18 protein-coding genes and 1 pseudogene are annotated in these 23,386 nt (G+C 69.0%); 7 read left to right on the forward strand and 12 right to left on the reverse strand.

What is annotated here, in order from left to right; all coding sequences use genetic code 11:
* Positions 1–37 precede the first annotated feature (37 nt).
* Positions 38–421 carry a YkgJ family cysteine cluster protein gene (locus tag DX912_RS16680; RefSeq protein WP_115844383.1) on the forward strand — a complete coding sequence of 128 codons (384 nt, stop codon included), beginning with the start codon at positions 38–40 and terminating at the stop codon, positions 419–421.
* 101 nt (positions 422–522) lie between these two features.
* On the opposite strand, the gene DX912_RS16685 is transcribed toward DX912_RS16680, so the two are convergent.
* From DX912_RS16685 to DX912_RS16700, 4 genes and pseudogenes are all read right to left on the reverse strand, one after another.
* Entirely contained in the window at positions 523–1,422 is a 900-nt protein-coding gene (locus tag DX912_RS16685; RefSeq protein ID WP_115844385.1) for an alpha/beta fold hydrolase, read from the reverse strand.
* A gap of 197 nt (positions 1,423–1,619) precedes the next feature.
* Positions 1,620–2,642: a 3-oxoacyl-ACP synthase III gene (locus tag DX912_RS16690; protein ID WP_115844387.1), complete on the reverse strand. Its 1,023-nt coding sequence runs from the start codon at positions 2,640–2,642 to the stop codon at positions 1,620–1,622.
* 197 nt (positions 2,643–2,839) lie between these two features.
* A pseudogene (locus DX912_RS16695) lies at positions 2,840–3,148 on the reverse strand (DUF4156 domain-containing protein); the annotation flags it as partial.
* 223 nt (positions 3,149–3,371) lie between these two features.
* A complete protein-coding gene (locus tag DX912_RS16700) occupies positions 3,372–6,227 on the reverse strand; it encodes a M16 family metallopeptidase (protein ID WP_115844389.1) in 2,856 nt (951 codons plus the stop codon).
* A 173-nt stretch (positions 6,228–6,400) separates the two neighbouring features.
* On the opposite strand from DX912_RS16700, the gene DX912_RS16705 reads away from it, so the two are divergent.
* Positions 6,401–7,111: an SDR family oxidoreductase gene (locus tag DX912_RS16705; protein ID WP_115844391.1), complete on the forward strand. Its 711-nt coding sequence runs from the start codon at positions 6,401–6,403 to the stop codon at positions 7,109–7,111.
* A 31-nt stretch (positions 7,112–7,142) separates the two neighbouring features.
* A complete protein-coding gene (locus DX912_RS16710; RefSeq protein ID WP_115844393.1) occupies positions 7,143–7,622 on the forward strand; it encodes a tRNA (cytidine(34)-2'-O)-methyltransferase in 480 nt (159 codons plus the stop codon).
* Positions 7,623–7,680: 58 nt separating this feature from the next.
* Here DX912_RS16710 and DX912_RS16715 read toward each other — a convergent pair whose 3' ends face one another.
* From DX912_RS16715 to DX912_RS16730, 4 genes are all read right to left on the reverse strand, one after another.
* Positions 7,681–9,033, reverse strand: coding sequence for a M20 family metallopeptidase (locus tag DX912_RS16715; RefSeq protein WP_425477963.1), 1,353 nt, complete (start codon positions 9,031–9,033; stop codon positions 7,681–7,683).
* A gap of 118 nt (positions 9,034–9,151) precedes the next feature.
* Entirely contained in the window at positions 9,152–10,459 is a 1,308-nt protein-coding gene (locus tag DX912_RS16720) for a M20 family metallopeptidase (protein WP_115844395.1), read from the reverse strand.
* Between the two features lie 295 nt (positions 10,460–10,754).
* Positions 10,755–13,121, reverse strand: a complete 2,367-nt coding sequence (locus tag DX912_RS16725; protein ID WP_115844397.1) for a Tex family protein — start codon at positions 13,119–13,121, stop codon at positions 10,755–10,757.
* 92 nt (positions 13,122–13,213) lie between these two features.
* Positions 13,214–13,681 carry a cupin domain-containing protein gene (locus DX912_RS16730; RefSeq protein WP_115844400.1) on the reverse strand — a complete coding sequence of 156 codons (468 nt, stop codon included), beginning with the start codon at positions 13,679–13,681 and terminating at the stop codon, positions 13,214–13,216.
* Between the two features lie 72 nt (positions 13,682–13,753).
* Here DX912_RS16730 and pdxR point away from each other — a divergent pair, with 72 nt between their 5' ends.
* Positions 13,754–15,202, forward strand: coding sequence for a MocR-like pyridoxine biosynthesis transcription factor PdxR (gene pdxR / locus DX912_RS16735; RefSeq protein ID WP_115844403.1), 1,449 nt, complete (start codon positions 13,754–13,756; stop codon positions 15,200–15,202).
* 114 nt (positions 15,203–15,316) lie between these two features.
* On the opposite strand, the gene DX912_RS16740 is transcribed toward pdxR, so the two are convergent.
* The 4 genes from DX912_RS16740 to DX912_RS16755 form a co-directional block, all read right to left on the reverse strand.
* The gene (locus DX912_RS16740; protein ID WP_115844406.1) at positions 15,317–16,123 is read right to left on the reverse strand and encodes an MBL fold metallo-hydrolase; all 807 of its coding nucleotides are present in this window, start codon (positions 16,121–16,123) and stop codon (positions 15,317–15,319) included.
* A gap of 100 nt (positions 16,124–16,223) precedes the next feature.
* Positions 16,224–16,574, reverse strand: a complete 351-nt coding sequence (locus tag DX912_RS18745; RefSeq protein WP_425477964.1) for an EF-hand domain-containing protein — start codon at positions 16,572–16,574, stop codon at positions 16,224–16,226.
* A gap of 125 nt (positions 16,575–16,699) precedes the next feature.
* Positions 16,700–17,887, reverse strand: coding sequence for a DesA family fatty acid desaturase (locus DX912_RS16750; protein ID WP_115844412.1), 1,188 nt, complete (start codon positions 17,885–17,887; stop codon positions 16,700–16,702).
* 133 nt (positions 17,888–18,020) lie between these two features.
* On the reverse strand, positions 18,021–18,893 hold the full coding sequence (locus tag DX912_RS16755) for a CHAD domain-containing protein (protein WP_181902876.1): 873 nt from the start codon (positions 18,891–18,893) through the stop codon (positions 18,021–18,023).
* A gap of 84 nt (positions 18,894–18,977) precedes the next feature.
* Here DX912_RS16755 and mutM point away from each other — a divergent pair, with 84 nt between their 5' ends.
* The 3 genes from mutM (at position 18,978) to DX912_RS16770 (ending at position 23,386) form a co-directional block, all read left to right on the forward strand.
* Positions 18,978–19,805: a bifunctional DNA-formamidopyrimidine glycosylase/DNA-(apurinic or apyrimidinic site) lyase gene (gene mutM, locus DX912_RS16760; RefSeq protein ID WP_115844415.1), complete on the forward strand. Its 828-nt coding sequence runs from the start codon at positions 18,978–18,980 to the stop codon at positions 19,803–19,805.
* A 135-nt stretch (positions 19,806–19,940) separates the two neighbouring features.
* Positions 19,941–20,501: an ECF-type sigma factor gene (locus tag DX912_RS16765; protein ID WP_115844418.1), complete on the forward strand. Its 561-nt coding sequence runs from the start codon at positions 19,941–19,943 to the stop codon at positions 20,499–20,501.
* A 56-nt stretch (positions 20,502–20,557) separates the two neighbouring features.
* On the forward strand, positions 20,558–23,386 hold the full coding sequence (locus DX912_RS16770; protein ID WP_115844421.1) for a serine/threonine-protein kinase: 2,829 nt from the start codon (positions 20,558–20,560) through the stop codon (positions 23,384–23,386).

Here is a 23,386-nt window from a genome sequence, read left to right on the forward strand (position 1 = left end):
CCGGCGCCGTTTCGCCGGACCTCGTGATGGTCCTTCGATGCACCACCCCTGCCTGACCTGCGGCGCCTGCTGCGCCTTCTTCCGCGTGAGTTTCCACTGGTCGGAAGCCGACCCGGAACTCGGCGGGCAGGTGCCGCCCGAGCTGACCGAATCGCTGCGCACGCACGAACGCGTCATGCGCGGGACGTCGCAGTCGAACCCGCGCTGCGTCGCGCTGGACGCCGACATCGGCCGCTACAGCCGCTGCACGATCCATGATCGGCGCCCGTCGGTCTGCGCGCTGGTGCCGGCATCGTGGGAGTTCGGGCAGGCGAGCGCGCAGTGCGACAAGGCGCGCCTCGCGCACGGGTTGCCGCTGCTCACGCCGGACGACTGGATCGGCGTGGGCGAGGACGAGAAGAATCCGTTGCCGGAGGTTTGAGGGTGCGCTGCTTTCGATGCGAGGGCGCATCGCAAGTGCGAGCTTGATCGCGCGTCCCGACCCTCACCCCAACCCGCGGGAGAGGGGCCACATCCCGCGACTTAGAGCGGGTTCGCGTCGAGGAAGCCCCGCATCTTCGGCAAGAGGACATCGGCCTTGTCTTCGAGCACGTAGTGGCCCGCGTCCTCGAACGCATGCACCTGCGCGTTCGGCAGCGCGTCGGTGAAGCCCTTCAGGAAGTGCTTGTCGAAGACGAAATCGCGCAAGCCCCAGGCGATGAACGCCGGGCGGTCGGCGTACTCGGACAACTTGCGGCCCATCGCCTGCACCAGCGGCCATGCGGCGTCGCCTTCGCCCAGCGGGATGTCCTGCACGAAGCGCGAGGTCGCGATGCGGTTGGCCCAGGTGTCGTACGGCGCGACGTACGCGCGTCGCACGTCGTCGGGCATGCGGTTCTCGACGCCGACGTACGAGGCGACCGCCGAGAACGCGTTGACGCCGCGGATCAGCAGCGTGCCAAGGCCCGAATCGCGGCCGAACTTCAGCGACCTCGGCAACGGCTTGCTCGCCGGCAGCGGGAACGAACCGGTGTTGGTGACGATGAGCCGGCGGATTCGCGACGCGTGCTTCAGGCCCCATCCGAAACCGATGCCGCCGCCCCAGTCGTGCACGGCGAGCGTGACATCGCCTTCGATTCCGAGGTGGTCGAGCAGCGTCTCGACGTCGTCGATGCGCGATTGCAGCGTGTAGCGGTAGCGATCGTCGGACGGCTTGTCCGACAGGCCCATGCCGACGTGGTCGGGGACGATGCACCTGTAGCGATCGCGCAGGCCGAGCACGAGCTTGCGCCAATAGAAGCTCCACGACGGATTGCCGTGCAGCATCACCACCACTTCGCCGTCGCGCGGGCCTTCGTCGAGGTAGCTCATCGCGATGCCGGGGCGCACGTCGAAGCGCTGCGGCGTGAAGGGGTAATCAGGGAGCGGCAGGTGGATCGTCATCGTTGGTTTCCTGCTCGTCATTCCCGCCAGCGTGGGAATCCGGCGCCTTTCGCTACGTCGCTTGGAGTGGCTGGGTCCCGCTTTCGCGCGGATGACCGAGTGGGTGTGTTCGGGTCGTCGTGCCGGGCGGGCCGCATTCGCGTCGCCCAAGAAAAACCCGGCACGCGGCCGGGTTCTTCGATTGACGCGGGCGGCGCTTACCAGACCACTTCGGCCATCGAGCAGTTCAGGCCCGAGCCGATGCCCAGCAGCGCGATGCGCGTGCCCTTCTTGACGCGGCCGCCCTCGCGCAGCTTGCTCAGCACGATCGGCACCGACGCCGGGCCGATGTTGCCGTGCTCGCCGAAGATGGTGAGCACCTTCTTCGGGTCGATGCGGAACGCCTTCAGGAAGGCCTTGGTGTGCGCCTTGCTGACCTGGTGGATGACGAATTCGTCGAGCTCTTCCACCACCCAGCCAAGCGCGGCGCGCGCGGCGGCGAAGGTCTTCTGGCCGAGCTTGAGGCCTTCGATCATCAGCATGCGGCCGTCGGCGATCATGCGGTCGTGCACGAGGTCGCCGCGGCAGAGCTGGTTCCACTCGGTCGCCGAGCGGGTGACGCTACCGCGGTAACGCGGCGCGCCCGGGGCGAGTTCGCTGCGCGCCAGGACCATCGCGGCGGCGCCGCTGCCCAGCGTCAGCGTGGCCATTTCGTCGCGGAACTGTTCTTCGGTCACGTCGTCGCGGCTGAGGCGGTCGAGCGTCTTCTCGTAGGCCAGCTCGGCGGTCTCGCCGTTGACGACCAGCGCATAGTCGATCTCGCCGCGCTCGATCATCCGGCTGGCGATGTCCATGCCGTTGAGGAACGCGAGGCACGCGTTGGCGACGTCGAAGTTCTGGCAGGTGTCGGGCAGGCGCAGGTTGCCGGACACGATGGAGGCCGTGGACGGCTCCAGGTAGTCGCGGCTGACGGATGTGTTGACCAGCAGGCCGACGCGGTCGGCATCGATGCCGGCATCGGCCAAGGCCTTGACGCCCGCCAGCGTGGCGGCGTCGGAGGCCTTGACCTCGCCGTCCCACAAGCGGCGTTCGCGAACGCCGGCGACTTCCTCAAGCACGTTGTACTTGATGCCGAGGCGATCGAGCGTGGGCTTGAGACGGGCGTGGATTTCGTCCGAGGTCAGCCGGCGGGGTGCATCGATATGAGCAAGACCGGCGATGGCGACGTGCTGGAACAACATGGGCGGCTGACCGGAAACGGAAAAGAACACGCCATGTTAACGCTTAAATCCCGCCCTCCGCCATCCGGCCCCGTATGGTTGGGGCGTTCGGACGACGGACGGCGCGAATCGATTAAGCGCTGTGAAGCTCAGCCGCCGATCGGATAGGTCTGGGCGCTGCCGGTGGCCGGCTGGACCGCCGGCGCAGTCGCGCCACGACGTGCCCCGCAACGCCAGGCGGCGAAGCGCTGCGAGCCGTTCATCGGCCCACCCATCGGCTGGACGGTGTCGGCCTGCAGGCCGATGGCCTCGTTGCGGGCGAGGGTTTCCAGCTCTTCACGGACGCGCAGCTGGTTGCGCTCGTAGAAGGCCACCTTGTTCTTGACCGTCACCTCGACCTCGCCGCGCTTCTCGCAGCCGGCCGGCGGACCGCTGCCGTCGATCACGCGCACCGACGACGCGCCCGGCGCCATGTCGACCCACGTGCAGCCGCCAGCGACCAGCGCCGAGACCATAACCATCCCCACCATCGACTTGCGCATCGTGACCCCTGATTCGCGCGACGCCGTCGCCGCGCATGAATGGACGGGCGCGATTGTCGCCGCACCCGCCATCGTTGTGAACGCCGGGCGGTGAACCACGACTGAGGCGGTTGTCGCGGTTTGCCGCTTCTGTCGGACAGCGCGTTCTGACAGAGGCGGCGTCACGAGCGGGCGATGGCGGCGGGTACCGGGGTCAATGGCGTGCGCTTCAAGGCGTGCCCGTCACCGCGTTGCCGTCGGCGTCGAGCACCTGCACGTCGCCCAGCTTGAGCGCGCGCACCGGCTTCTCGATCTGCTTGAGGTCGCCGACGACCACCCAGGTCAGCGCATTGGGGTCGATCGTCGACGCGGCGGCCTTCACCTGTTCGGGCGTGAGCGCTTCGATCTGCGCCTTGCGCTTGAACACGTAGTCGTCCGGACGGTCGTAGCGGACGATGCCGCTGATGGCGCCCATCACCGACGAGGCCGTCTCGAACGCGCCCGGCAGGCTCAGGATTTCGGTCGCCTGGATCTTCGCCACTTCTTCCGGCTTCGGCGGCGCCTTGCCGGTGGCGTAGTCGGTGATCTCGCGGTTCAGTTCCTTGAGCGAATCGGCCGTCTTGTCGATCTGCACCGGCGCGAACGCCATCCACGGGCGCTGGCCCAGCGCGTTGGCCGAGAAGCTGTAGGCACCGTAGGCCCAGTGCTTGTTCTCGCGCAGGTTCATGTTGAGGCGCGAGGAGAACTCGCCGCCCAGGACGGAGTTGGCGATGTCGAAGCGGACCGAGTCGGCGTCCTTCGTCGAGGGCACGACTTCGCCCGCGAAGATGTTGGCCTGCACCGCGCCGGGCTGGTCGATCAGGTACACGCGCGGCTTGGCCGGGCGCGCGACCTCGCCGATCTGCGGACGCGCCGGCGCATTGCCGGCTGGCTTCCAGTCTCCCAGGTGCTTGTCGAGCAATGGGACGATCTCCTTCAGCGTCGTGTCGCCCACGACGATCAACGTGGCGCCTTCCGGGCGCACCCAGTCGCGATGGAAGGCGAGCAGGTCATCGCGCGTCAAAGACGCGATGGAGGCCTCGGTGCCGCTGCCACTGAAGGGAATCGCGTACGCGTGGCCGGCGCCGTACAGCAGCGGCGGCAGCACGCGCATGGCGGCGCCATTCGGACGCGCCTTCTCCTGCTTGATGCCGGCGACCCAGCTCGCCTTTACCCGGTCGATTTCCTTCTGGTCGAAGCGCGGCTCGCGCAGCATCTTGGCGAACAGCGCGACCGACGGATCGAGGTTCTGCTTCAACGCTGAGAGATAGGCCTTGCCGCCGTCGAGCGACGCACCGGCGCCGAGATTCGCACCCAGCGATTCGGCGCGATCGCCGAACGCGAGCGAATCCAGCTCGCCCGCGCCCTCGTCCATCATGCCCATCGCGAAGCTTGACGTACCCAGCTTGCGGCCCTGGTCGGCGCTGAAGCCGCCGGCGAACTCGTAGCTCATCTGCACGACGGGAACGTCATGGCGCTCGGCAAGGATCACCGTCGTGCCGTTCTTCAGCGTCGCACGCTGCAGCGAAGGGAAGCGAAGGTCCGGGAACTGGCTGGTCTTCGGCGGGCCCGCACTGCGGTCGACGGTGCTCGCCGTAGTTGTGAACCTGGGATCGACCGCCGGCAGCTTCATCGGTGCCGGCGTGACCGAGGGATCCTCGGCAACGAGGGTGCGATCGCCCGGCACGACGACGAGCGTGTGGCTGCCCTTGGTCAGCCAGTTGTTCGCAACGGCCGTGAGGTCGCGCGCGCTGGCGGTGTCGATGATCTTCAGGCTGTCGCGGAAGCACCCCGGATCGCCGGTGTAGACCGTGCACTCGGCGAGCGCGTCGGCCTTGCCGCCGGAGCCGCCGATGCGTTCGATGCCGCGCACGAAGCCGGCCTTGAAGACGGTACGGGCCTGTTCCAGTTCGGCCTTCGTCGGGCCGTCCTTCAGCAGCTTCTGCAGCTCCTCGTCGATGATCGCCTCGACCTTCGCCGGGTCCACGCCCTGCTTCACGTCGGCGGTGATGACGAAGTTTGAACTGAGCTGCATCGAGTACGCCGCGGCGGAGACGTTGTCGACCAGCTTCTCCTCATGCAGCAGGCGCTTGTCCAGGCGCGAGGACTTGCTGCCGCCCAGCACCTGCGCGAACAGCTGCAGCTTGTCGAGGTCCGGCGTGCCGGCCTGCGCGACGTTCCACACGCGATGCACGCGTGCCTGCGGCACCTTGTCGGTCATCGTGCTGCGCGTGGACTTGGCCAGCGGCGCGACGTCGACCTGCGGCTGCGCCATGGTCGGGGTGGCGGGAATGTCGCCGAAGTACTTCGTCACCTTTTCCTTCGCCGTCGCGACATCGATGTCGCCGGCCAGCACGAGCACGGCGTTGTTCGGCCCGTACCACGTGCGGAACCAGCCCTTCACGTCGTCGAGCGAGGCGGCGTCGAGGTCGGCCATCGAGCCGATGGTGCTGTGGTGGTACGGGTGCGTCTTCGGATACAGCGCCTTGCCCAGCGCGTCCCAGACCTGGCCGTAAGGCTGGTTCTCGCCCTCGCGCTTTTCGTTCTGGACGACGCCGCGCTGCTCGTCGAGCGTCTTCTGGTCGATCGCGCCGAGCAGGTGGCCCATGCGGTCGGATTCCATCCACAGCGCCATGTCCAGCGCGGTGGTCGGCACGTTCTGGAAGTAGTTGGTGCGGTCGGAATTGGTGGTGCCGTTCATGTCGGTGGCGCCGACCAGTTCGAACGGTTCGAAGTACTCGCCGCGGTGGTTTTCCGAACCGTTGAACATCAGGTGTTCGAACAGGTGCGCGAAGCCGGTGCGGCCGGCCGGCTCGTCCTTGCTGCCCACGTGGTACCAGAGGTTCACCGCGACGATCGGCGCCTTGCGGTCCGTGTGCACCACCACCCGCAGCCCGTTGGGCAGGGTGAATTCCTCGAAGGGGATGTCGACCGTCGTCTTGGGTGCGGCCATCGCGGCCACCGGCGTGAGCGCGGCGACCCCGCCGAAGGTGGCAGCCAGGGCCAGGGCGAGCGCGGCCAGGCGCGGGCGGGACGAAGCGGACATGACGGACTCCTGTGATTCGAACAGGCATCCTAGCCGTCGCCCGCGAGGCGGAGCACTAGGCCACAAGTCCCATCGGGCGTAGGAGTTTGGCTCGTGTTCGGGTCGGGCGGCCGTCGTCGGACGCTCACATGAACGCCCCTACACTGCCCGCCCGACCTTCCGGAACTCGTGCGATGACGTCCCGACAGCCGCCACGTCGCAGTCTGGTCACCGGCGCCAACCGCGGGCTGGGCCTGGAATTCGCGCGACAACTGCTCGCGCACGGCGACCACGTCGTCGCCACCTGTCGCCATCCCGGGCGCGCGAATGCGCTCAACCAGCTGGTCGGCGAACACCCCGGCCGCCTGCACGTATTGCCGCTGGATGTCGGCGATCCGAAGTCGCACGCCGAACTGGCGCGCGAGCTGCCGCTGGTGATGGACGGCATCGACCTGCTGATCAACAACGCGGGCGTGCTGCATTCGGGCGAGCGCTTCGGCCACGTGCCGCCGGCCAATCTCGACGACAGCCTGCGCACCAACGCGAGCGGCCCGTTCCTGCTCACGCAGACGCTCGCCGAGCGCCTCGTCGATGGCGCGACGGTCGCGAACCTGTCCTCCGTGCTGGGCTCGATCGCCTCGACCGCCAGCTTCAGCACGCCGAGTTACGCGATGTCGAAGGCCGCGCAGAACATGGCGACCGTGCTGCTCGCCTCCGCGCTGCGCGAGCGCGGAATCGCCGTGATCGCGCTGCATCCGGGCTGGGTGCAGACCGACATGGGCGGCAGCGGCGCGCAGATCACGCCGGTCGATTCGGTGCGCGGGCTGCTCAAGGTCATCGACGGCGTGGGCATCGGCGACAGCGGAACGTTCCTGGATTACCGCGGAAAGCCCGTGCCGTGGTGACGCCAGCGCGCGCGAAGGCGATCATGGGCGCATGTTCGACGTCATCCTCTTCCAGCCGGAAATCCCGCCCAACACGGGCAACGTGATCCGCCTGTGCGCCAATACCGGCGCGCGGCTGCATCTCATCGAACCGCTCGGTTTCACGCTGGAGGACAAGCAGCTCAAGCGCGCGGGGCTGGACTACCACGAGTACGCGACCTTGCAGGTGCATGCGGACCTGTCCGCGGCGCTGGCGTCGATCACCGCCGCGAACCAGGCGCCGCCGCGGTTGTTCGCGCTGAGCACGCGCGGCACGGTGCGCTTCGATACGCCGCGCTACCAGCCGGGCGACGCGTTCCTGTTCGGGCCGGAAACGCGCGGTCTTCCGGCCGACGTGCTGGAAAGCGTGCCGGCCGCGCAGCGCCTGCGGCTGCCGATGCGACCGGACAACCGCAGCCTCAATCTTTCGAACGCGGTGGCGGTGTGCGTGTTCGAGGCGTGGCGGCAGCGCGGGTTCGAAGGGAGCGCGTAAGCGTTACACCATCCCCGCCCAACCCTCCCCTTGAAGGGGAGGGCTTCAAGCACGTGATCTAGCGCGCGTCGGCGACCGAGGCGGGCGACGTCGGCGAATGCAGATAGTCCAGCGTTACCTGCAGCAGCGCGCGCAGGCCTAGGTCGAGCGACGCTTCGTCCAGCGCGAACTTCGGCGAATGGTTGCTCGGCGCGGTGACCGGATCGATGCCCTTCGCGGTCGCGCCGACGAAGAAGAACATCGACGGCACTTCCTTCGCGTAGAACGAGAAGTCCTCCGCGCCCATCTGAAGCGGCGGTTCGATGACGTTGTCGGCACCGGCCACGGCCTTCAGGCTCGGGATCATGCGCGCCGTCAGCGCCGGGTCGTTCACCGTCACCGGGTTGCCGTCCTGGTCGGGAACACTCGCCTCGGCCGTCGCGCCGTTGGCGGCGCTGACGTGCTCGGCGACGTTCTTCAGATCGCCGAAGATCTTCTGGCGCATGCCTTCATCGAAGGTGCGGATGGTGCCGACCAGTTCGACTTCGTCGGGAATGATGTTGTAGCGGATGCCGCCCTTGATCGCGCCGAAGCTCACCACCGCGGGCAGTTTCGCGATGTCGGTGCGACGGCTGACGATGGTCTGCGCGGTGCCGATCACGTCGGCGGCGGCGACGATCGGATCGATGCCGCCCCACGGGCGCGAACCGTGCGTCTGGCGGCCCTTCACCTTGATGGTGAACTTGTCGGACGCGGCCATCAGCGGGCCCTGGCGCACGCCGATCTGGCCGACCGGCAGCGTCGAGAACACGTGCAGGCCGAACATCGCGTCGGGCTTGAAGTCCTTGAACAGGCCTTCTTCGAGCATGAGCGATGCACCGCCTTCCTCGCCGTCCGGCGCGCCTTCTTCCGATGGCTGGAACACCAGCATGACCGAGCCCGGAAGGTCGGCCTTCATCTTCACCAGCGCGTCGGCGATGCCGAGCAGGATGCTGGTGTGCGCGTCGTGGCCGCAGGCGTGCATGACGCCGACGGTCTCGCCGCGGAAGGTCGCGGTGGCCTTCGATGCGAAAGGCAGGTCGACCTGCTCCGTCACCGGCAGCGCATCCATGTCCGCGCGCAGCGCGACCTTCGGACCGGGCTTGCCGCCCTGGATGATCGCGACCACGCCGTGGTGCGCGATGCCGACCTTCGGCTTCAGGCCCAGCGCGCGCAGGTGTTCGGCCACCTTCGCGGCGGTGCGCTCCTCGCGGTTGGACAACTCCGGATGCTGGTGGAAATCGCGTCGCCACGTGACGACCTTCTGCTGCACGGACTTCGCGGCGGCTGCCACTTCCGGCCGCTCGCCGGCAGGCGCGGCCTGCGCGTGGGCGCCGTGCGAGGTCATGAACAAGGGCGTGGCAAGCAGTGCGCTGCTCAGCAGCGCGGGCATCAGGCGCATCGACGGTGACTCCCCGGAGTGATGCGTCGATCCTAGCCGAAGCGGCTGTGCCGGATCGGGCCGCGTCCGCGCTTTCGTGCGCTCGCGCGGCCGCCGGCCTCATCCGGCGCTACTTCGCGCCGAGGTAATCCAGCGCCACCTGCAGCATCGAGCGCACGCCGACGTCGAGTGCGCCTTCGTCCAGCAGGAACTGCGGTGAATGGTTGATCGGCGCCTTCGCGGGATCGGTGCCCTTCGCGGTGGAGCCGACGAAGAAGTACACGCCGGGCACCACATTGGCGAACTGCGCGAAGTCCTCGGCGACCGTCTGCAACGGCATCTCGACGACGTTCGCCTCGCCCACCGCGCGCTGCAGCGACGGGCGCACGCGCGTGGTCAGTGCGGGATCGTTGACCGTCGCCGGCGCGTTCGCGGCGACATCGAGCTTCGCCGTCGCGCCACTGGCATGCGCGAAATCCTCGGCCGTCCGGCGGAAGCGCGCGATGATGTCCTCGCGCTGCGCCGCATCGAAGGTGCGCAGCGTGCCGACGAGTTTCGCTTCGTCGGGAATGATGTTGAAGCGCACGCCGGCGTTGAACTGGCCGGCGGTGAGCACCGCCGGAGACGCGGCTACGTTGACCTGGCGTGCGATGACGCTTTGCGTGCCCAGCAGGATCTGCGCCGCGACGGTGATCGGATCCACGCCATCCCAGGGACGCGAGCCGTGCGTCTGCGCGCCGCGCACGGTCAGGCTCCATTCGTCGGCTGCGGCGAGCATCGGCCCGCTGCGCACGCCGACCTGGCCCACCGGCAATCCCGCCCAGACATGCAGGCCGAAAACGGCATCGGGCTTGAAATCGCGGAAGACGCCTTCGTCGAGCATGAGCTTGGCGCCGAAGTTCTCGCCCGCGTTCGGCGGGCCTTCCTCCGACGGCTGGAAGACGAACATCACCTCGCCTGGCAAGGTTGCCTTCTGCGCGGCGAGCGCGGTCGCGACGCCCAGCAGGATCGCGACATGCGCATCATGACCGCAGGCGTGCATGACGCCGACGTCCTGCCCGCGGTAGGTCGTGCGCACCTTCGATGCGAACGGCAAACCCGTCTGCTCGGTTACCGGCAACGCGTCCATGTCGGCGCGCAAGGCGATGCGCGGACCGGGCTTGCCGCCCTTCAGTACCGCGACGACGCCCGTGTGCGCGATGCCGGTCTTCACCTGCAGGCCGAGCTTGCGCAGCTGGTCGGCGACGAGCTTCGCGGTGCGGACTTCGTTGTTGCCGAGTTCGGGATGCTGGTGGATGTCGCGACGCCACGCGACGACGTCCTTCTGCACCGCCTGTGCGGCGGCGGCGGTGTCGGGCGGGATCTGCTGGGCGGATTGCGCGAAAGCCGGCGCGGCGAGCAGGGAAGCAGTCAGGAGAGCGAGCAGGTTCGGGCGCATGGCGGGCGACGGTCGGAGGGATCCGTCGATCCTAGCCCGACCGCGGCGCGGCGCACGATGCGGCATCTGGCGCGCGTTCTGCGATGCGCGACTGGCCTCATGCGCAATCGTCATGTGTCGGGAGCGAGCTCGTCCTCTCGCTTCTCCCGCGGGAGAGGCTGGTGAAGACTGAAACGTCAGCGGCACCCTGCCCTCATCCGTCCCGGATCAAGCCCCGGATCAGGTCCGGGGCAGGCTGTGCCGGCACCTTCTCCCGCGCGGGGAGAAGGGATCGCCCTGAACGACGGCGCGGGAACTAGCTCTTCTTCGCCTTGGCGAATGCCGCCGCCAGCGCGTTGTTCATCGGCGGCGGCGTGTTCGCGCGTGCGGCGTTGAAACCGCCACCGCGCGCGTCGCGACCGCCATCGCGTCCACCGCGCGATGCATTGCCACGCGGCGCGCTGCGATCATCGCGATCGCCACGCGGTGCAGGCGCGGTGTCGTCGAGGCGACGCGTCAGCGCGATGCGCTTGCGCGGCACGTCGACCTCCAGCACCTTCACCTTGACGATGTCGCCCGCCTTCACCACTTCGCGCGGATCCTTCACGTACTTGTCCGAGAGTGCGGAGATGTGGATCAGGCCGTCCTGGTGCACGCCGATGTCGACGAACGCGCCGAACGCGGCGACGTTGCTCACCACGCCTTCCAGGATCATGCCTTCGCGCAGGTCCTTGATGTCTTCCACGCCGTCGGCGAAGCGCGCGGCCTTGAACTCCGGACGCGGGTCGCGGCCCGGCTTTTCCAGCTCCTTCAGGATGTCGCGCACCGTCGGCACGCCGAAGGTTTCATCGATGAACTGCTCGGCCTTGAGTGAGCGCAACAGCGACGCATCGCCGATCAACTGCTTCACCTCGCGGCCGCACTGCTTGAGGATGCGCTCGACCACCGGATAGGCCTCCGGATGCACCGACGAGGCATCCAGCGGCTGGTCGCCATCGGCGATGCGCAGGAAGCCGGCGCACTGCTCGAACGTCTTGTCGCCGAGGCGCGGCACCTTCAGCAGTTCCTTGCGCGATTTGAACGCGCCGTTCGCATCGCGATACACGACGATGTTCTGCGCGATCGTCGACGACAGGCCCGACACGCGCGTGAGCAACGCCGCCGAGGCGGTGTTCACGTCGACGCCGACGGCGTTCACGCAGTCCTCGACCTTCGCATCGAGTGCGCGCGCGAGCTTGAACTGGTCCACGTCGTGCTGGTACTGGCCGACGCCGATCGCCTTGGGTTCGATCTTCACCAGTTCCGCCAGCGGATCCTGCAACCGGCGTGCGATCGACACTGCGCCGCGGATCGACACGTCGAGGTCCGGGAACTCCTTCGCCGCGAACTCCGACGCCGAATACACCGACGCGCCGGCCTCGCTCACGACGATCTTCTGCATCTTCAGCTCGGGCGCGAGCTTGATGAGATCGCCGGCGAGCTTGTCGGTTTCGCGCGACGCGGTGCCGTTGCCGATGGCGATCAGCTCCACCGAATGCTTCGCGCACAGCGCGCGCAGGATCATCAGCGACTGGTCCCACTGGCGCTTGGGTTCGTGCGGATAGATCGTCGCGGTATCGACGAGCTTGCCGGTGCGGTCCACCACGGCGACCTTCACGCCGGTGCGCAGGCCCGGGTCGAGGCCGAGCACGGCCTTCGGCCCGGCGGGCGCGGCGAGCAGCAGGTCTTTGAGGTTGTCGCCGAAGACGTCGATGGCCTCGGCCTCGGCCTTTTCGCGCGCCTGCGAGAACAGGTCGAGCGTGAGGTGCAGGTGCAGCTTCGCCTTCCACGTGAGGCGGCACGAATCCATCAGCCACTTGTCGGCGGCGCGACCCTGCGCCTTGATGCCGGCGTGGTGCGCGACGCGGCCTTCGCCCTGCAGGTGACCGGCGTCGGCATCGGTGCCGGGATCGAGGTCGATGAACAGGAACTCCTCGCGACGACCGCGGAACAGCGCGAGCAACCGGTGCGACGGGATCTTCGACAGCGGTTCGGCGTGGTCGAAGTAATCGCGGAACTTCTCGCCGGCCGCTTCCTTGCCCTCGGCCACGCGCGAGCGGATCACGCCGACGTCGGCCAGCCAGTTGCGCAGTTCGCCGACGAGCGCGGCGTCCTCACCCCAGCGCTCCATCAGGATCGCGCGCGCGCCGTCGAGCGCGGCCTTGACGTCGGCGACGCCCTTCTCGGCATCGACGTAAGTCGCCGCAAGCGTTTCGGGAACCTGCGTCGGGTCGGCCAGCAGGCCATCGGCGAGCGGCTCCAGACCGGCTTCGCGCGCGATCTGCGCACGCGTGCGGCGCTTCTGCTTGTACGGCAGGTAGAGGTCTTCCAGGCGCGCCTTGCTGTCGGCAGCGATGATGTCGGCGCGCAGCGCGTCGGTCATCTTGCCCTGCTCCTCGATGCTGGCCAGCACCGCGACGCGGCGATCTTCCAGTTCGCGCAGGTACGTCAGGCGCGTTTCGAGGTTGCGCAGCTGCGTGTCGTCGAGGCCGCCGGTGACTTCCTTGCGGTAGCGCGCGATGAACGGAACGGTCGCGCCCTCGTCGAGCAGCGCGATGGCGGAGAGCGCCTGCTGCGGTTGTGCGTTGATTTCCTCGGCGATGAGGCGGGCGATCTTTGCGGCGACTTGCGGGGTGTGCTGCATTGCTTCCAATCGTCAAAGCCCGGCAATCCGGGAGAAGGCCGATTGTCGCAATGTGCACCGCGGCGCGGTACCCGTTGACATCGCGGCGCGCTTCATTCGGCCAGGTCGAGCACCGGAAGGCCGGATTCGGCGCACCAGGCCTCGTATGCGTGCCGTTGCGAATGCGCATCCGCGCGCGAGGTCACCACGCCGCCCGGCCCGAGGAACTCCACTGCGCCGATGACGACCACCAGCGCGGTCATTTCCGCGTCGCCCGTGACGCGCCACCAGTCGGTGTTGCCGGGCGGCTCGTAGACGTAATCGCCGGGGCCGATCACCTCGCCGGTGCACAGCGTGCGCGTGCCGGCGAGGTTGTAGGCGTGGATTTCGCCGGTGTGGCGATGCAGCGGCATGATCGCGCCCGGCGCCATGCGCAGCAGTTCGACGAACCCGCGCCCGCCTGCAAGGAAGCGCAGCGGCTTCCAGGACTTTTCGGCGGACATCGGAATCCACGGCGTGTCGCCGCCGGCAGCGACGCGGGCGGGCAGGAAGTCGTCGATCGGGCATTGGCGTGCGGTCATGGCGGCGCTCCGGATGCGGGGTCGATGGCCATGCCGTAGGCTTTGACTGGACCCACGCGCAGGCCAGTTGCCATGACTTCGACGGAACCAGTTTTCGAGTTCCCGCTGGACCTGGCGGCGGTCGCCGCGACCGGCCGCACGCGCGCCCTCCACGAGGCGCTGCGCGAGGCGATCCTCGACCGTCGACTGCGCGCGGGCGCCGAACTGCCCTCGACGCGTCGCGTCGCCACCGCCTACGGCCTGGCGCGCAACACCGTGATCGCGGCCTACGACCTGCTGGTGGCGGAGGGCTACGTGATCACGCGCGCGGGCGCTAAGGCGGTCGTCGCCGACGTCGCCACGCGTCCGGCGTCGCGCACACCTCGGCTGGCGGACGGTCATTTGCGCACGCGATGGCAGGCGCCGTCGTGGAGCAGCGCGGTCGCGAGCGACGATGCGTGGACGTCCAACTTCCGCCTCGGCGTGCCGGACCATCGCGAGATTCCATTCGACGTGTGGCGGCGCCTGCTGTCGCGCGCGTTCCATCCGCGCAACGGCTCGGCGTTTGCGTACCAACCGCCGCACGGGCGGCCGCGCCTGCGCGAGGCCATCGCCGCGCACGTGTCGTTCGCGCGTGCGGTGGCGTGCCGCGCGGAGGACGTGATCGTGACATCCGGCGCGCGGCAGGCGTTCGCCCTGCTCGCGCGCCTGCTGGTGACGCGGGGACGCACGGTGGTCGCGGTCGAAGATCCCGGCTATCCGACCGCGGGCGCGGCGATGGCTGCGGCCGGTGCGGACGTGGTACCGGTGCCCGTGGACGATGAAGGCCTGCGTGTGGATGCATTGCCGCGCGAGGCGCGCATCGTCTACGTGACGCCGTCGCACCAGTATCCGACGGGCGTCGCGATGTCGATGGCGCGTCGGCGTGCCTTGCTCGATTTCGCGCGCGAACGCGACGCGCTGATCATCGAGGACGACTACGACGGCGAGTTCCGCTACGGCGCGCGTCCGCTCGATGCACTGCAGACGCTCGATCGCGACGGGCGCGTGGTCTACGTCGGAACGTTCTCGAAAAGCCTGTTTCCGTCGCTTCGCGTAGGTTACGTGGTCGCACCGGAATGGCTGCGCGACGCGCTCGCCGCGGCGAAGGAAGGCGCCGACACCTGCGGCAACGCGCAGGTGCAGGACGCGCTGGCGGACTTCATCCTCGAAGGCCATCTCGCGCGCCACGTGAGGCGCATGCGGCGCGTGTATGCGGGCCGGCGCGCGGCGTTGTTCGAGATGCTCGACGGGCCGTTGTCGCGCTGGCTAGCGGCGATTCCGTCGGAAGCGGGCATCCATGTCGCGGCGCGGTTCGTCGATGCGGAGGCCGCGGATGAGCTGCTGCCGCGCGTGCGCGAGCATGCGATGGGTGCGATGCCGCTGCGCGCGTTGTCGCGGCGCGAGGATGGGGTGTGTGGCGTGGCGTTCGGGTTGGGGTGCGTGGGGGAGGTCGAGATTCGCGAGCGCCTGGCGTCGCTGGAGAAAGCGTTGCGGCGGTGAGTGTTCGAGCGGAACGGTTGGGGCATCGCGAATGCGGGCGTGGTCGCATGCCCCGACCCTCACCCCAACCCCTCTCGCCGGGGGAGAGGGGCTCAAGCAGCGAGGTCGAGGGAGTTATGCGGCAACGGCCGCCAGATGCCGCTCGAACGACGCGTCCACCGCGGCGCGGCCGTTACCGAGGATATTGCGGCCCCAGGTGAAGCCGTACACGTCGGCGAGATCGAAGCCGTCCAGCAGCGCACGCATCGCGTGCACGTCGCGCGTCTTCATCGGGATGTAGTTCGGGTAGCTGTACATGAAGGTCACGTGGCGGCGATCGAGCACGACCTGCAGCGCGTCGCCCGGGAACAGGGCGCCGCCGTCGCGCGGGCCGTCCTTCCAGTGCAACGCGGTGCTGCCGTCGAAGTGGCCGCCCACGCGCAGCAGCGTGACGTCGTCGGACAGCCGCAACGCATCGCCGCGCCAGAATTCGATGCGGTCCGACGGACGCTGCACCCACTGTCGATCGGCCTCGTGCAGCAGGATCGGAATGCCGCCGAGCGCGTCGCTCCATTCCACCATCGCGCTGTAGAAATGCGGGTGCGAGATGACGATGCGATCCACGCCGCCGCGCGCCTTCAACGCGGCGAGGGCGGCGTCGGTCACCAGGCTCACGCATTCCCACATGAGATGGCCCGCGCCCGTCGGCAGCAGCAGCGCGCGCTGCGGGATGGCGAAATCGCCATCGATGCCGATGCCGAGCAGGCCGGCGTCCTCCTCGATGCGCAGTTGGTGGCGCTGCGCGAGTTCATCGTGCGTGGTCCAGCGCTGCCCGTTCCAGCCGACGTACTGGCGTTCGTCCTCGCAGATCGGGCAGTGCGGTGGCGGCGATGCGCGTTCGGCGAACTGGGTGCCGCAGGTCTCGCAGATGAAGCAGGGCATGGTCGTGGCCTCGAAGGAGTCGAGGCCAGCGTAGAAAGCGCGCAGTGCGCCGCGTGGACCGGTTGCGGCGGATCCGGAGGAACCAGTCAGCTGCGTCCGGTTACTGCGGCGGCGCCAGCAATTCCTGCGCGTCGAGATAGCCGTCGCGGTTGCGATCCTGGCGGGCGAAGCGCTCGGCCACCGTCTGGCGATGGTCGGCGAGCGTGACGGGCTTGCCGCGGCCGCCGGGGAGTTCATCGGCCGAGAGCACGCCGTCGCGGTTGGCGTCCATGCGCGTGAAGGCGTAGCTCAGCCAGTCCTGGTATTCGGCGAGCGAGACGCGGCCGTCGCGGTCGGCGTCCATGCGCGCGACGTAGTCGGTGCTCGCGTCTACCGCGCCGAGGTTCCTCTCCGCTGGCGCCGGAGCGGGCTCCGGTGCGGGTGTCGTCGCCGTCGCGGGCGCGCGGTTCAGGCGAAGCGGAATCGACTGGGCGGATGCGCTACCGATGCAGGCCAGCGCGAGGAGCAAAACAAAGCCCGCGCGTTTCGGCGCGGGCTTGTGCGTGGCGATGCGATCCGTCGCGACCATCGGCGATGTCAGGCGATGCGTGCCGGCGCGATCGCGTAGCCCTTCAAACGCGCGGAGAACTGCTGCAGCGCATGGATGCCGCTGGCTTCGGCCTCGGTGCACCACGCGTGCAGCTTCTGCAGCGTCGCCTGCGCGTCGTGCGAACGGTCGTCGAGCACTTGCGCCAGGCGCTGGCGGAACTCGGCGAGCGTCGCCATCTTCGGGCGCTCGGCCAGCCAGGCCTGCAGCTTCGCGCGCTTGTCCTCGTCCAGCCAGCGGCCGTCGTCGGCCAGGCCTTGGCGCAGGTTGCGCGGCAGCTTCAGCTTGGCTTCGCGCAACGCGGGCAGCGTGACGTTGCGGTAGTAGTCGGTCATCGCCTGGAAGCGGATCGCCAGCAGCGCCTTCAGCGTTTCGCCGTCCGGCATGGCGATGTTCGGACGCACGTCCAGCGTCGGCGCCACGCGCAGCACCTTCGCCAGGCGCACTTTCTCGAGCAGCTTGATCGCGCTCCAGCCGATGTCGAATTCCCACTTGCGCAGCGCGAACTTCGCCGACGACGGGAAGGCATGGTGGTTGTTGTGCAGTTCCTCGCCGCCGATCCAGAAGCCCCACGGCGTGAGGTTGGTCGCGGTGTCGGTGGTTTCGAAATTGCGATAGCCCCACCAGTGGCCCAGGCCATTGACGACGCCCGCAGCCCAGAACGGGATCCACACCATCTGGATGGCCCACAGCGCGACTCCCCACAGGCCGAACAGCGCGGCGTTGATGACCAGCATCAGCACCGGGCCCATCGTCGCGTGCGGCGTGTACAGGTGGCGCTCGATCCAGTCGTCGGGGCAGCCCTTGCCGTACTTCTCGATGTCCTCGCGCTGGCCGCGCGCGTCGCGGTACAGCTCGACGCCGCGCCACATCACCGTGTCGATGCCCTTGAACTGCGGGCTGTGCGGGTCTTCCTCGGTCTCGCACTTGGCGTGGTGCTTGCGATGGATCGCGGCCCACTCGCGCGTGATCATCGAGGTGGTGAGCCAGCTCCAGAACCGGAAGAAGTGCGCGAGCACCGGGTGGAAGTCCACCGAGCGATGCGCCATCGAACGATGCAGGTAGAGCGTGACGGAGAAGATCGTCAGCTGGGTGACCACCAGCAGGTAGATCAGCAGTTCACCCCAGCTGGCCTGCAGCAAACCGCCAGCGATGAGGTCGAGCACGGACAGGGACATTCTTCGACTCCGGAAACGCCGGTGCAGCACATTGCCGGCAGGAAGTGACCGGCTTTCGCGCGGTACGAACCGGATCATGCCAGCCCGAACGCACCCTTCGCGCCGGTATGGCGTCGTTATGTGATGGGGTCGTTCAGTCGGTCGGGCAAGCGTCGCGGCGTTCAGCCACCTGGCGCGCAATGCGCCGCCTCGCGCGCTGCAGCGCCGGTCGCGCACGCGCACGAAGGGCGTCGCGATCGTCCTTGCTGAATGGGGAATCGCGCCGGCAGTGATCGAGCAACAGCGCGAGATCCTGCGCCTCGCCCAGCCGGTGCGTGGTGCGTTTGTCGAAGCGGTCGGAATCCTCGGGAGCCGCCAATCCCACGGCCTCGATCGCGCGGCGCTGGTGCGAGGCGCGGCGGACGCGACGGCGCCAGCGGTGCCAGTCGTCGTCATCGCCGCCTTCGTACGCACGCAGGCGTGCTTCGTGCGAACGAAGGTCACTGTCGGCGATGGCCATGCGCAGCCCGGCCGGCGTCGGGCGCGACCAGTCCAGCGCGGTCAACGCGGCGCGGAGCACGTCGAGCATCCCGCGGCGCGAGACGAGGCCGGGGTCGGACCGTATCGCGGCGTTGGCCACCTGCGTGCGCGTGGCGACGGCGGCCTCGCGGGCGCGCTGGAGCACCTCGCGCGCGTCGTCGCGGCGTTCGCGCTTGAGCAGCCGGTCGATCACCTCCACCAGCGCGTGCGCATCGCGCAGGTTCGACAGGCCGTCGTTGAGCGCGCGCAGTTCGCGGTCGACCAGGCCGGCACCGGGCCCGAGCAGGCCGTCGCCCATCGCGAGCACGGCGCGGGCGCGGCGGATCGCCTTGCGCGCCTGGTGGACGCCTTCGTGCAGGTCGGGATCGCCCAGCGCGGCATGCGCGAGGTCCAGCTCGCCGCGCGTGTAGTCGCGCAGCGCCGTGCCCAGCGCGGGCTGGAGCACGGACGTCGGGGTGGCCTTGTCGTTGCCCGTTCCCGAACCCATCCCTCGGTCTCCGGTCGCCAACCCGACCTTCGCCAGGATGACGGCGAAAGCCGGAGGGAACGGCCCCGATAGTACGCTCGCCCCATGCCCGAACTTCCCGAAGTCGAGACCACCCGTCGCGGACTGGCGCCGCATGTCGAAGGCCGCCGCGTCTCCAACGTCGTCCTGCGCCGGCCGGACCTGCGCTGGCCGATCCCGTACGAAGTGGTGAGCCTGCTCCCCGGCCAGCGCGTGACGGCGGTGCGCCGTCGCGCCAAGTACCTGCTGCTGGACACCGCCGCCGGCAGCGCGCTGCTGCACCTGGGGATGTCCGGCAGCCTGCGCGTGCTGCCAGCCGACACGCCGGTGCGCGCGCACGACCACGTCGACATCGCGCTGGAACCCAGCGGCCGGCAGGGCGCGCGCGTGCTGCGCTTCAACGACCCGCGCCGGTTCGGCTGCCTGCTGTGGCAACCGCCGGGCGAGACGCACGAACTGCTCGCCGACCTGGGTCCGGAACCCCTGTCGGACCAGTTCGACGGCGACTACCTGTTCGCCCTGAGCCGCGGCCGCAGCGCGCCGGTGAAGACCTTCCTGATGGACCAGCGGGTCGTGGTCGGCGTCGGCAACATCTACGTGGCCGAGGCGCTGTTCGCCGCCGGCATCTCGCCGCTGCGCGCCGCCGGCAAGGTCTCGCGTGAGCGCTACCAGCGGCTGGCGGAGGAAATCCGCCGCATCCTGGGCCACGCGATCGAACGCGGCGGGACGACGCTGCGGGACTTCCTGGCGCCGGATGGCGCGCCCGGGTACTTCGAGCAGGAACTGTCCGCCTACGGCCGCGGGGGCGAACCCTGCCCGCGTTGCGGGCGGCCGCTGAAGCAGGCGTCGATCGGCCAGCGCACCACCGTGTGGTGCGGGCACTGTCAGAAATAAGTCCGGATCGGGACGCTTTTTTCCGGCGCGTGTCGGAAAAAACTGAAAGCCATCGCGCGCTATCCCTACACGACTATTTCGTGGTGACAATCACGGAAAAGCGTATAGTCCGGAGCACTGCGCACGGGGCGTCCCATGGCCGATACCGCCGATATCACGCTGCTGCTGGATGCCGCACGGGAAGGGGACCGGGGTGCCCTGGACCGCGTCCTGGCGACGCTCTACCAGGAACTCCACACGATGGCCCGCCGGCAACTCGCCGGACAGCACGGCCAGACGCTCGATGCGACCGCGCTGGTGCACGAGGCCTACCTGAAGCTGATCGGCCGCCGCGAGGCGCAGTTCGACGACCGCGCCCATTTCTTCGCCTATGCCGCTTCCGCGATGCGCAGCGTCGTGGTCGACTACGCGCGCCAGCGACTGGCCCAGAAGCGCGGCGGCGACCTGCATCGCGTCACCGAATTGCCCGACGACGTCGAGGGCGGCCTGCGTCTGGACGAGGACACCCTCGGCCTGGACACGGCGCTCACCAAGCTCGCCGCGGTTGATCCGCGCCTGGCGCAGGTGGTGGAACTGCGCTACTTCGCCGGCCTGTCGGAACTGGAAATCGCCGCGCTGCTGGAACGCTCCGAGCGCAGCATCCGCCGCGACTGGCAGAAGGCGCGGCTGTTCCTGCTGGCGTCGTTGAAGGAGTGAGGCCGGAGGCCGCGCGCCGACCGCTCTCCCGATCCCTGGCCCCCGGACCCTGACCGATGGATCCCGAGCGCTGGCAACGCATCTCCCCGCTGCTCGACGCGCTCTTCGAACTGGAGCCGCCGGCACGCGAGCTGCGCCTTGCGCAGTTGCGCGAGGAAGATCCGGCGCTCGCCGATGAGCTGCAGACGCTCATCACGCTGGACGAAAGCCACGAGGATTTCCTTTCCGAACCGCTGATCCCGCCGCTGTCCGCGCTGCGCGCCGGTGGCGAGGTCGGGCCGTATCGCCTGGAACGCCTGCTTGGCGAAGGCGGCATGGGCCAGGTGTGGCTGGCCGCGCGCGCCGACGGCCTGTACCAGCGCCGCGTCGCGCTGAAACTGCTGCGCCCGGGCCTGGCCGACAGCAACCTGCGCCTGCGCTTCTCGCGCGAGCGGCAGATCCTCGCGCGGCTCGCGCATCCGCACATCGCGCGCCTGCTCGATGCCGGCATCAGCAGCGACGGCCTGCCGTACCTCGCGCTGGAATACGTCGAAGGCGAGCCGATCACCGATTACTGCCGCAACCACCAGCTGCCGCTGGAACAGCGGCTGCGCATGTTCCACCAGATCTGCGACGCGGTGAGCCACGCGCACGCGAACCTGATCGTGCATCGCGACCTCAAGCCGTCGAACATCCTGGTGACGCCCAGCGGCGACGTGCGCCTGCTCGATTTCGGCATCGCGAAACTGCTCGACTCCGACGCGCCGATGATCGAGCAGACGCGCACCGGCGTGCGCGCGTTCACGCTGCACTACGCGGCGCCCGAACAGGTGCGCGGCGAACCGGTCACGACGATGACCGACGTCTACGCACTCGGCGTGGTGCTGTTCGAGCTGCTCACCGACACCAAGCCGTATCGACTGAAGCGGCAGACCGATGCGGAATGGGAGGAAGCGATCCTCGCCGCCGATCCGCAGCGCCCTTCGCACACCGTGCTGCGTCGCGCCGAAGACGCGGGCGCCGACGTGCACGCGCTGCGCCGCCACGCGCGGATGCTGTCGGGCGATCTCGACAACATCGTGCTCAAGACGCTGTCCAAGCGGCCGGAACATCGGTATCCGTCGGTCGAGGCGCTGGCGCTGGATCTGAGCCGCTACGAAGCCGGGCGCCCGGTGCAGGCACGCCCGCAGAACCTCGGGTATCGCTTCGGCAAATATCTGCGACGTCATCGCTGGGCGCTGGCGACCGGCACGCTCGTCGCGGTCGTGCTGACCGCAGCGCTGGCGATCGTCGCGTGGCAGGCGCGGCAGGCGGTCGCGGAAGCCGGACGCGCACAGGCGATGCAGGACTTCATGGTCGGCGTGTTCGAGAGCGCGCGCGGCACGCCGGAAGGACAGGCGCTTGATCTGCGCGGGCTGCTCGACGACTCGCTCGATCGCGGCAACCGCGAACTCGCGCTGCAACCCCGCGCGCGCGCCGAACTGCTGGGCGTGATCGCGCGCCTGCGCATCGGCCTGGGCGATTACCGCGAAGCGCTGGTGCTGCTCAACCGGCAGGCGGGCGTGCTGGAAACCGCCGCCGATGCGCCGGTGAGCCTGCAGCTGGAATCGCTCACGCAGCGCGGCCAGGCGCTGCGGCTGCTCGGCGAGCCGCGCCAATGCATCGGCCTGATGCAGCCCGCGCTGCCGACCGCGCGCCGCGAACAGGCGCAGCTGCCGCCGCAGGTCAGCGAGTTCTACTCGCAGCTCGGACGTTGCCGCCGCGACAACGGCGAACGGCAAGGTGCGCGCCAGCTGTTCGAACGCTCGCTCACCTTGCGACGCGACGATCGCGACGACGTCGGCACGGTCGAAAACCTCATTGATCTCGCGAACCTGCAGGCCGATGCCGGGCAGTCCGGCGCCGCGCTGCAGGGCTACCAGCAGGCGCGCACGCAGCTGCAACAGAAGGTCGGCGCGCGGCATGCGCTGATGGTCGAGATCGGCTCGCACATGGCCTCGCTCCAGCAGGGCCTCGAACAGATCGATGCCGCGGAGCAATCCGCTGCGAATGCGTTCGCGCTCGGGCTGGAGGTGTACGGCGCGCAGCACCCGGCCACGCTGTCGCTGCGTCGCCAGCTCGCGGGGCTGCATATCGAACAGGGCCGTTACGCGATGGCCGATCGCGAGCTGCGCGAGGCCATCGCGTTGCAGCAGCGGCGCGTGCACGCCGGCGGCGATCCGGCGGAAACGAAGCGCGGCGCGAGCGAACTCGGACGCCTGCAGCGGCAGCTCGGCCTCGTCGCATGGGAACGCGGCGACAACGCGACGGCGCTGGCGTCGATGCAGCATGCGGTCGCGCTCGCACGTCGCGAGGAAGACAACGCGCGACTGGCCGACGCGTTGTTCGACCAGGCGCGGCTGCTGCACGCCATCGGGCGCGATCGCGCCGCGCTCAAGTCGCTGACCGAAGCGCGCGACCTGCGCATCGCGCGTTTCGGGCCGCGACATGCGCTGATCGGCGACAGCGATCGGCTGCTGGGCGTGATCGAACTCTCGCTTGGCCAGCACGACCAGGGCATGGCGCATCTCGCGCAGGCCGTGACGCTGACGCGCAGCGGTTACGGCAGCACGCATCCGAACACGCGCGAAGCCGAACTCTCGCTCGCGCACGCGCAGGCGCTGGAAGGCGACGACGGCGCACTGACGCGACTGGATGCGCTGGCGGGCCTGTCGCACGGCGACCTGGATCTGCGCCGCACCGCATGGCGCGCGCAGGCCTATGCAGCGCAGCTGCGTTGCCACGGGCCGGATCGCGATACGGCCATGGCGCGGCTGGAAACGTTGCAGGAACAGCTGCGCGAGGCGCAGCCCGACGGCGGCGCGATCCCGCGCGAGGTCGCGGCAATCGTGCGCGGCTGCGGTTGA

Source organism: Lysobacter soli, assembly GCF_003382285.1.
In the GTDB taxonomy this organism is placed as follows: domain Bacteria; phylum Pseudomonadota; class Gammaproteobacteria; order Xanthomonadales; family Xanthomonadaceae; genus Lysobacter_J; species Lysobacter_J soli.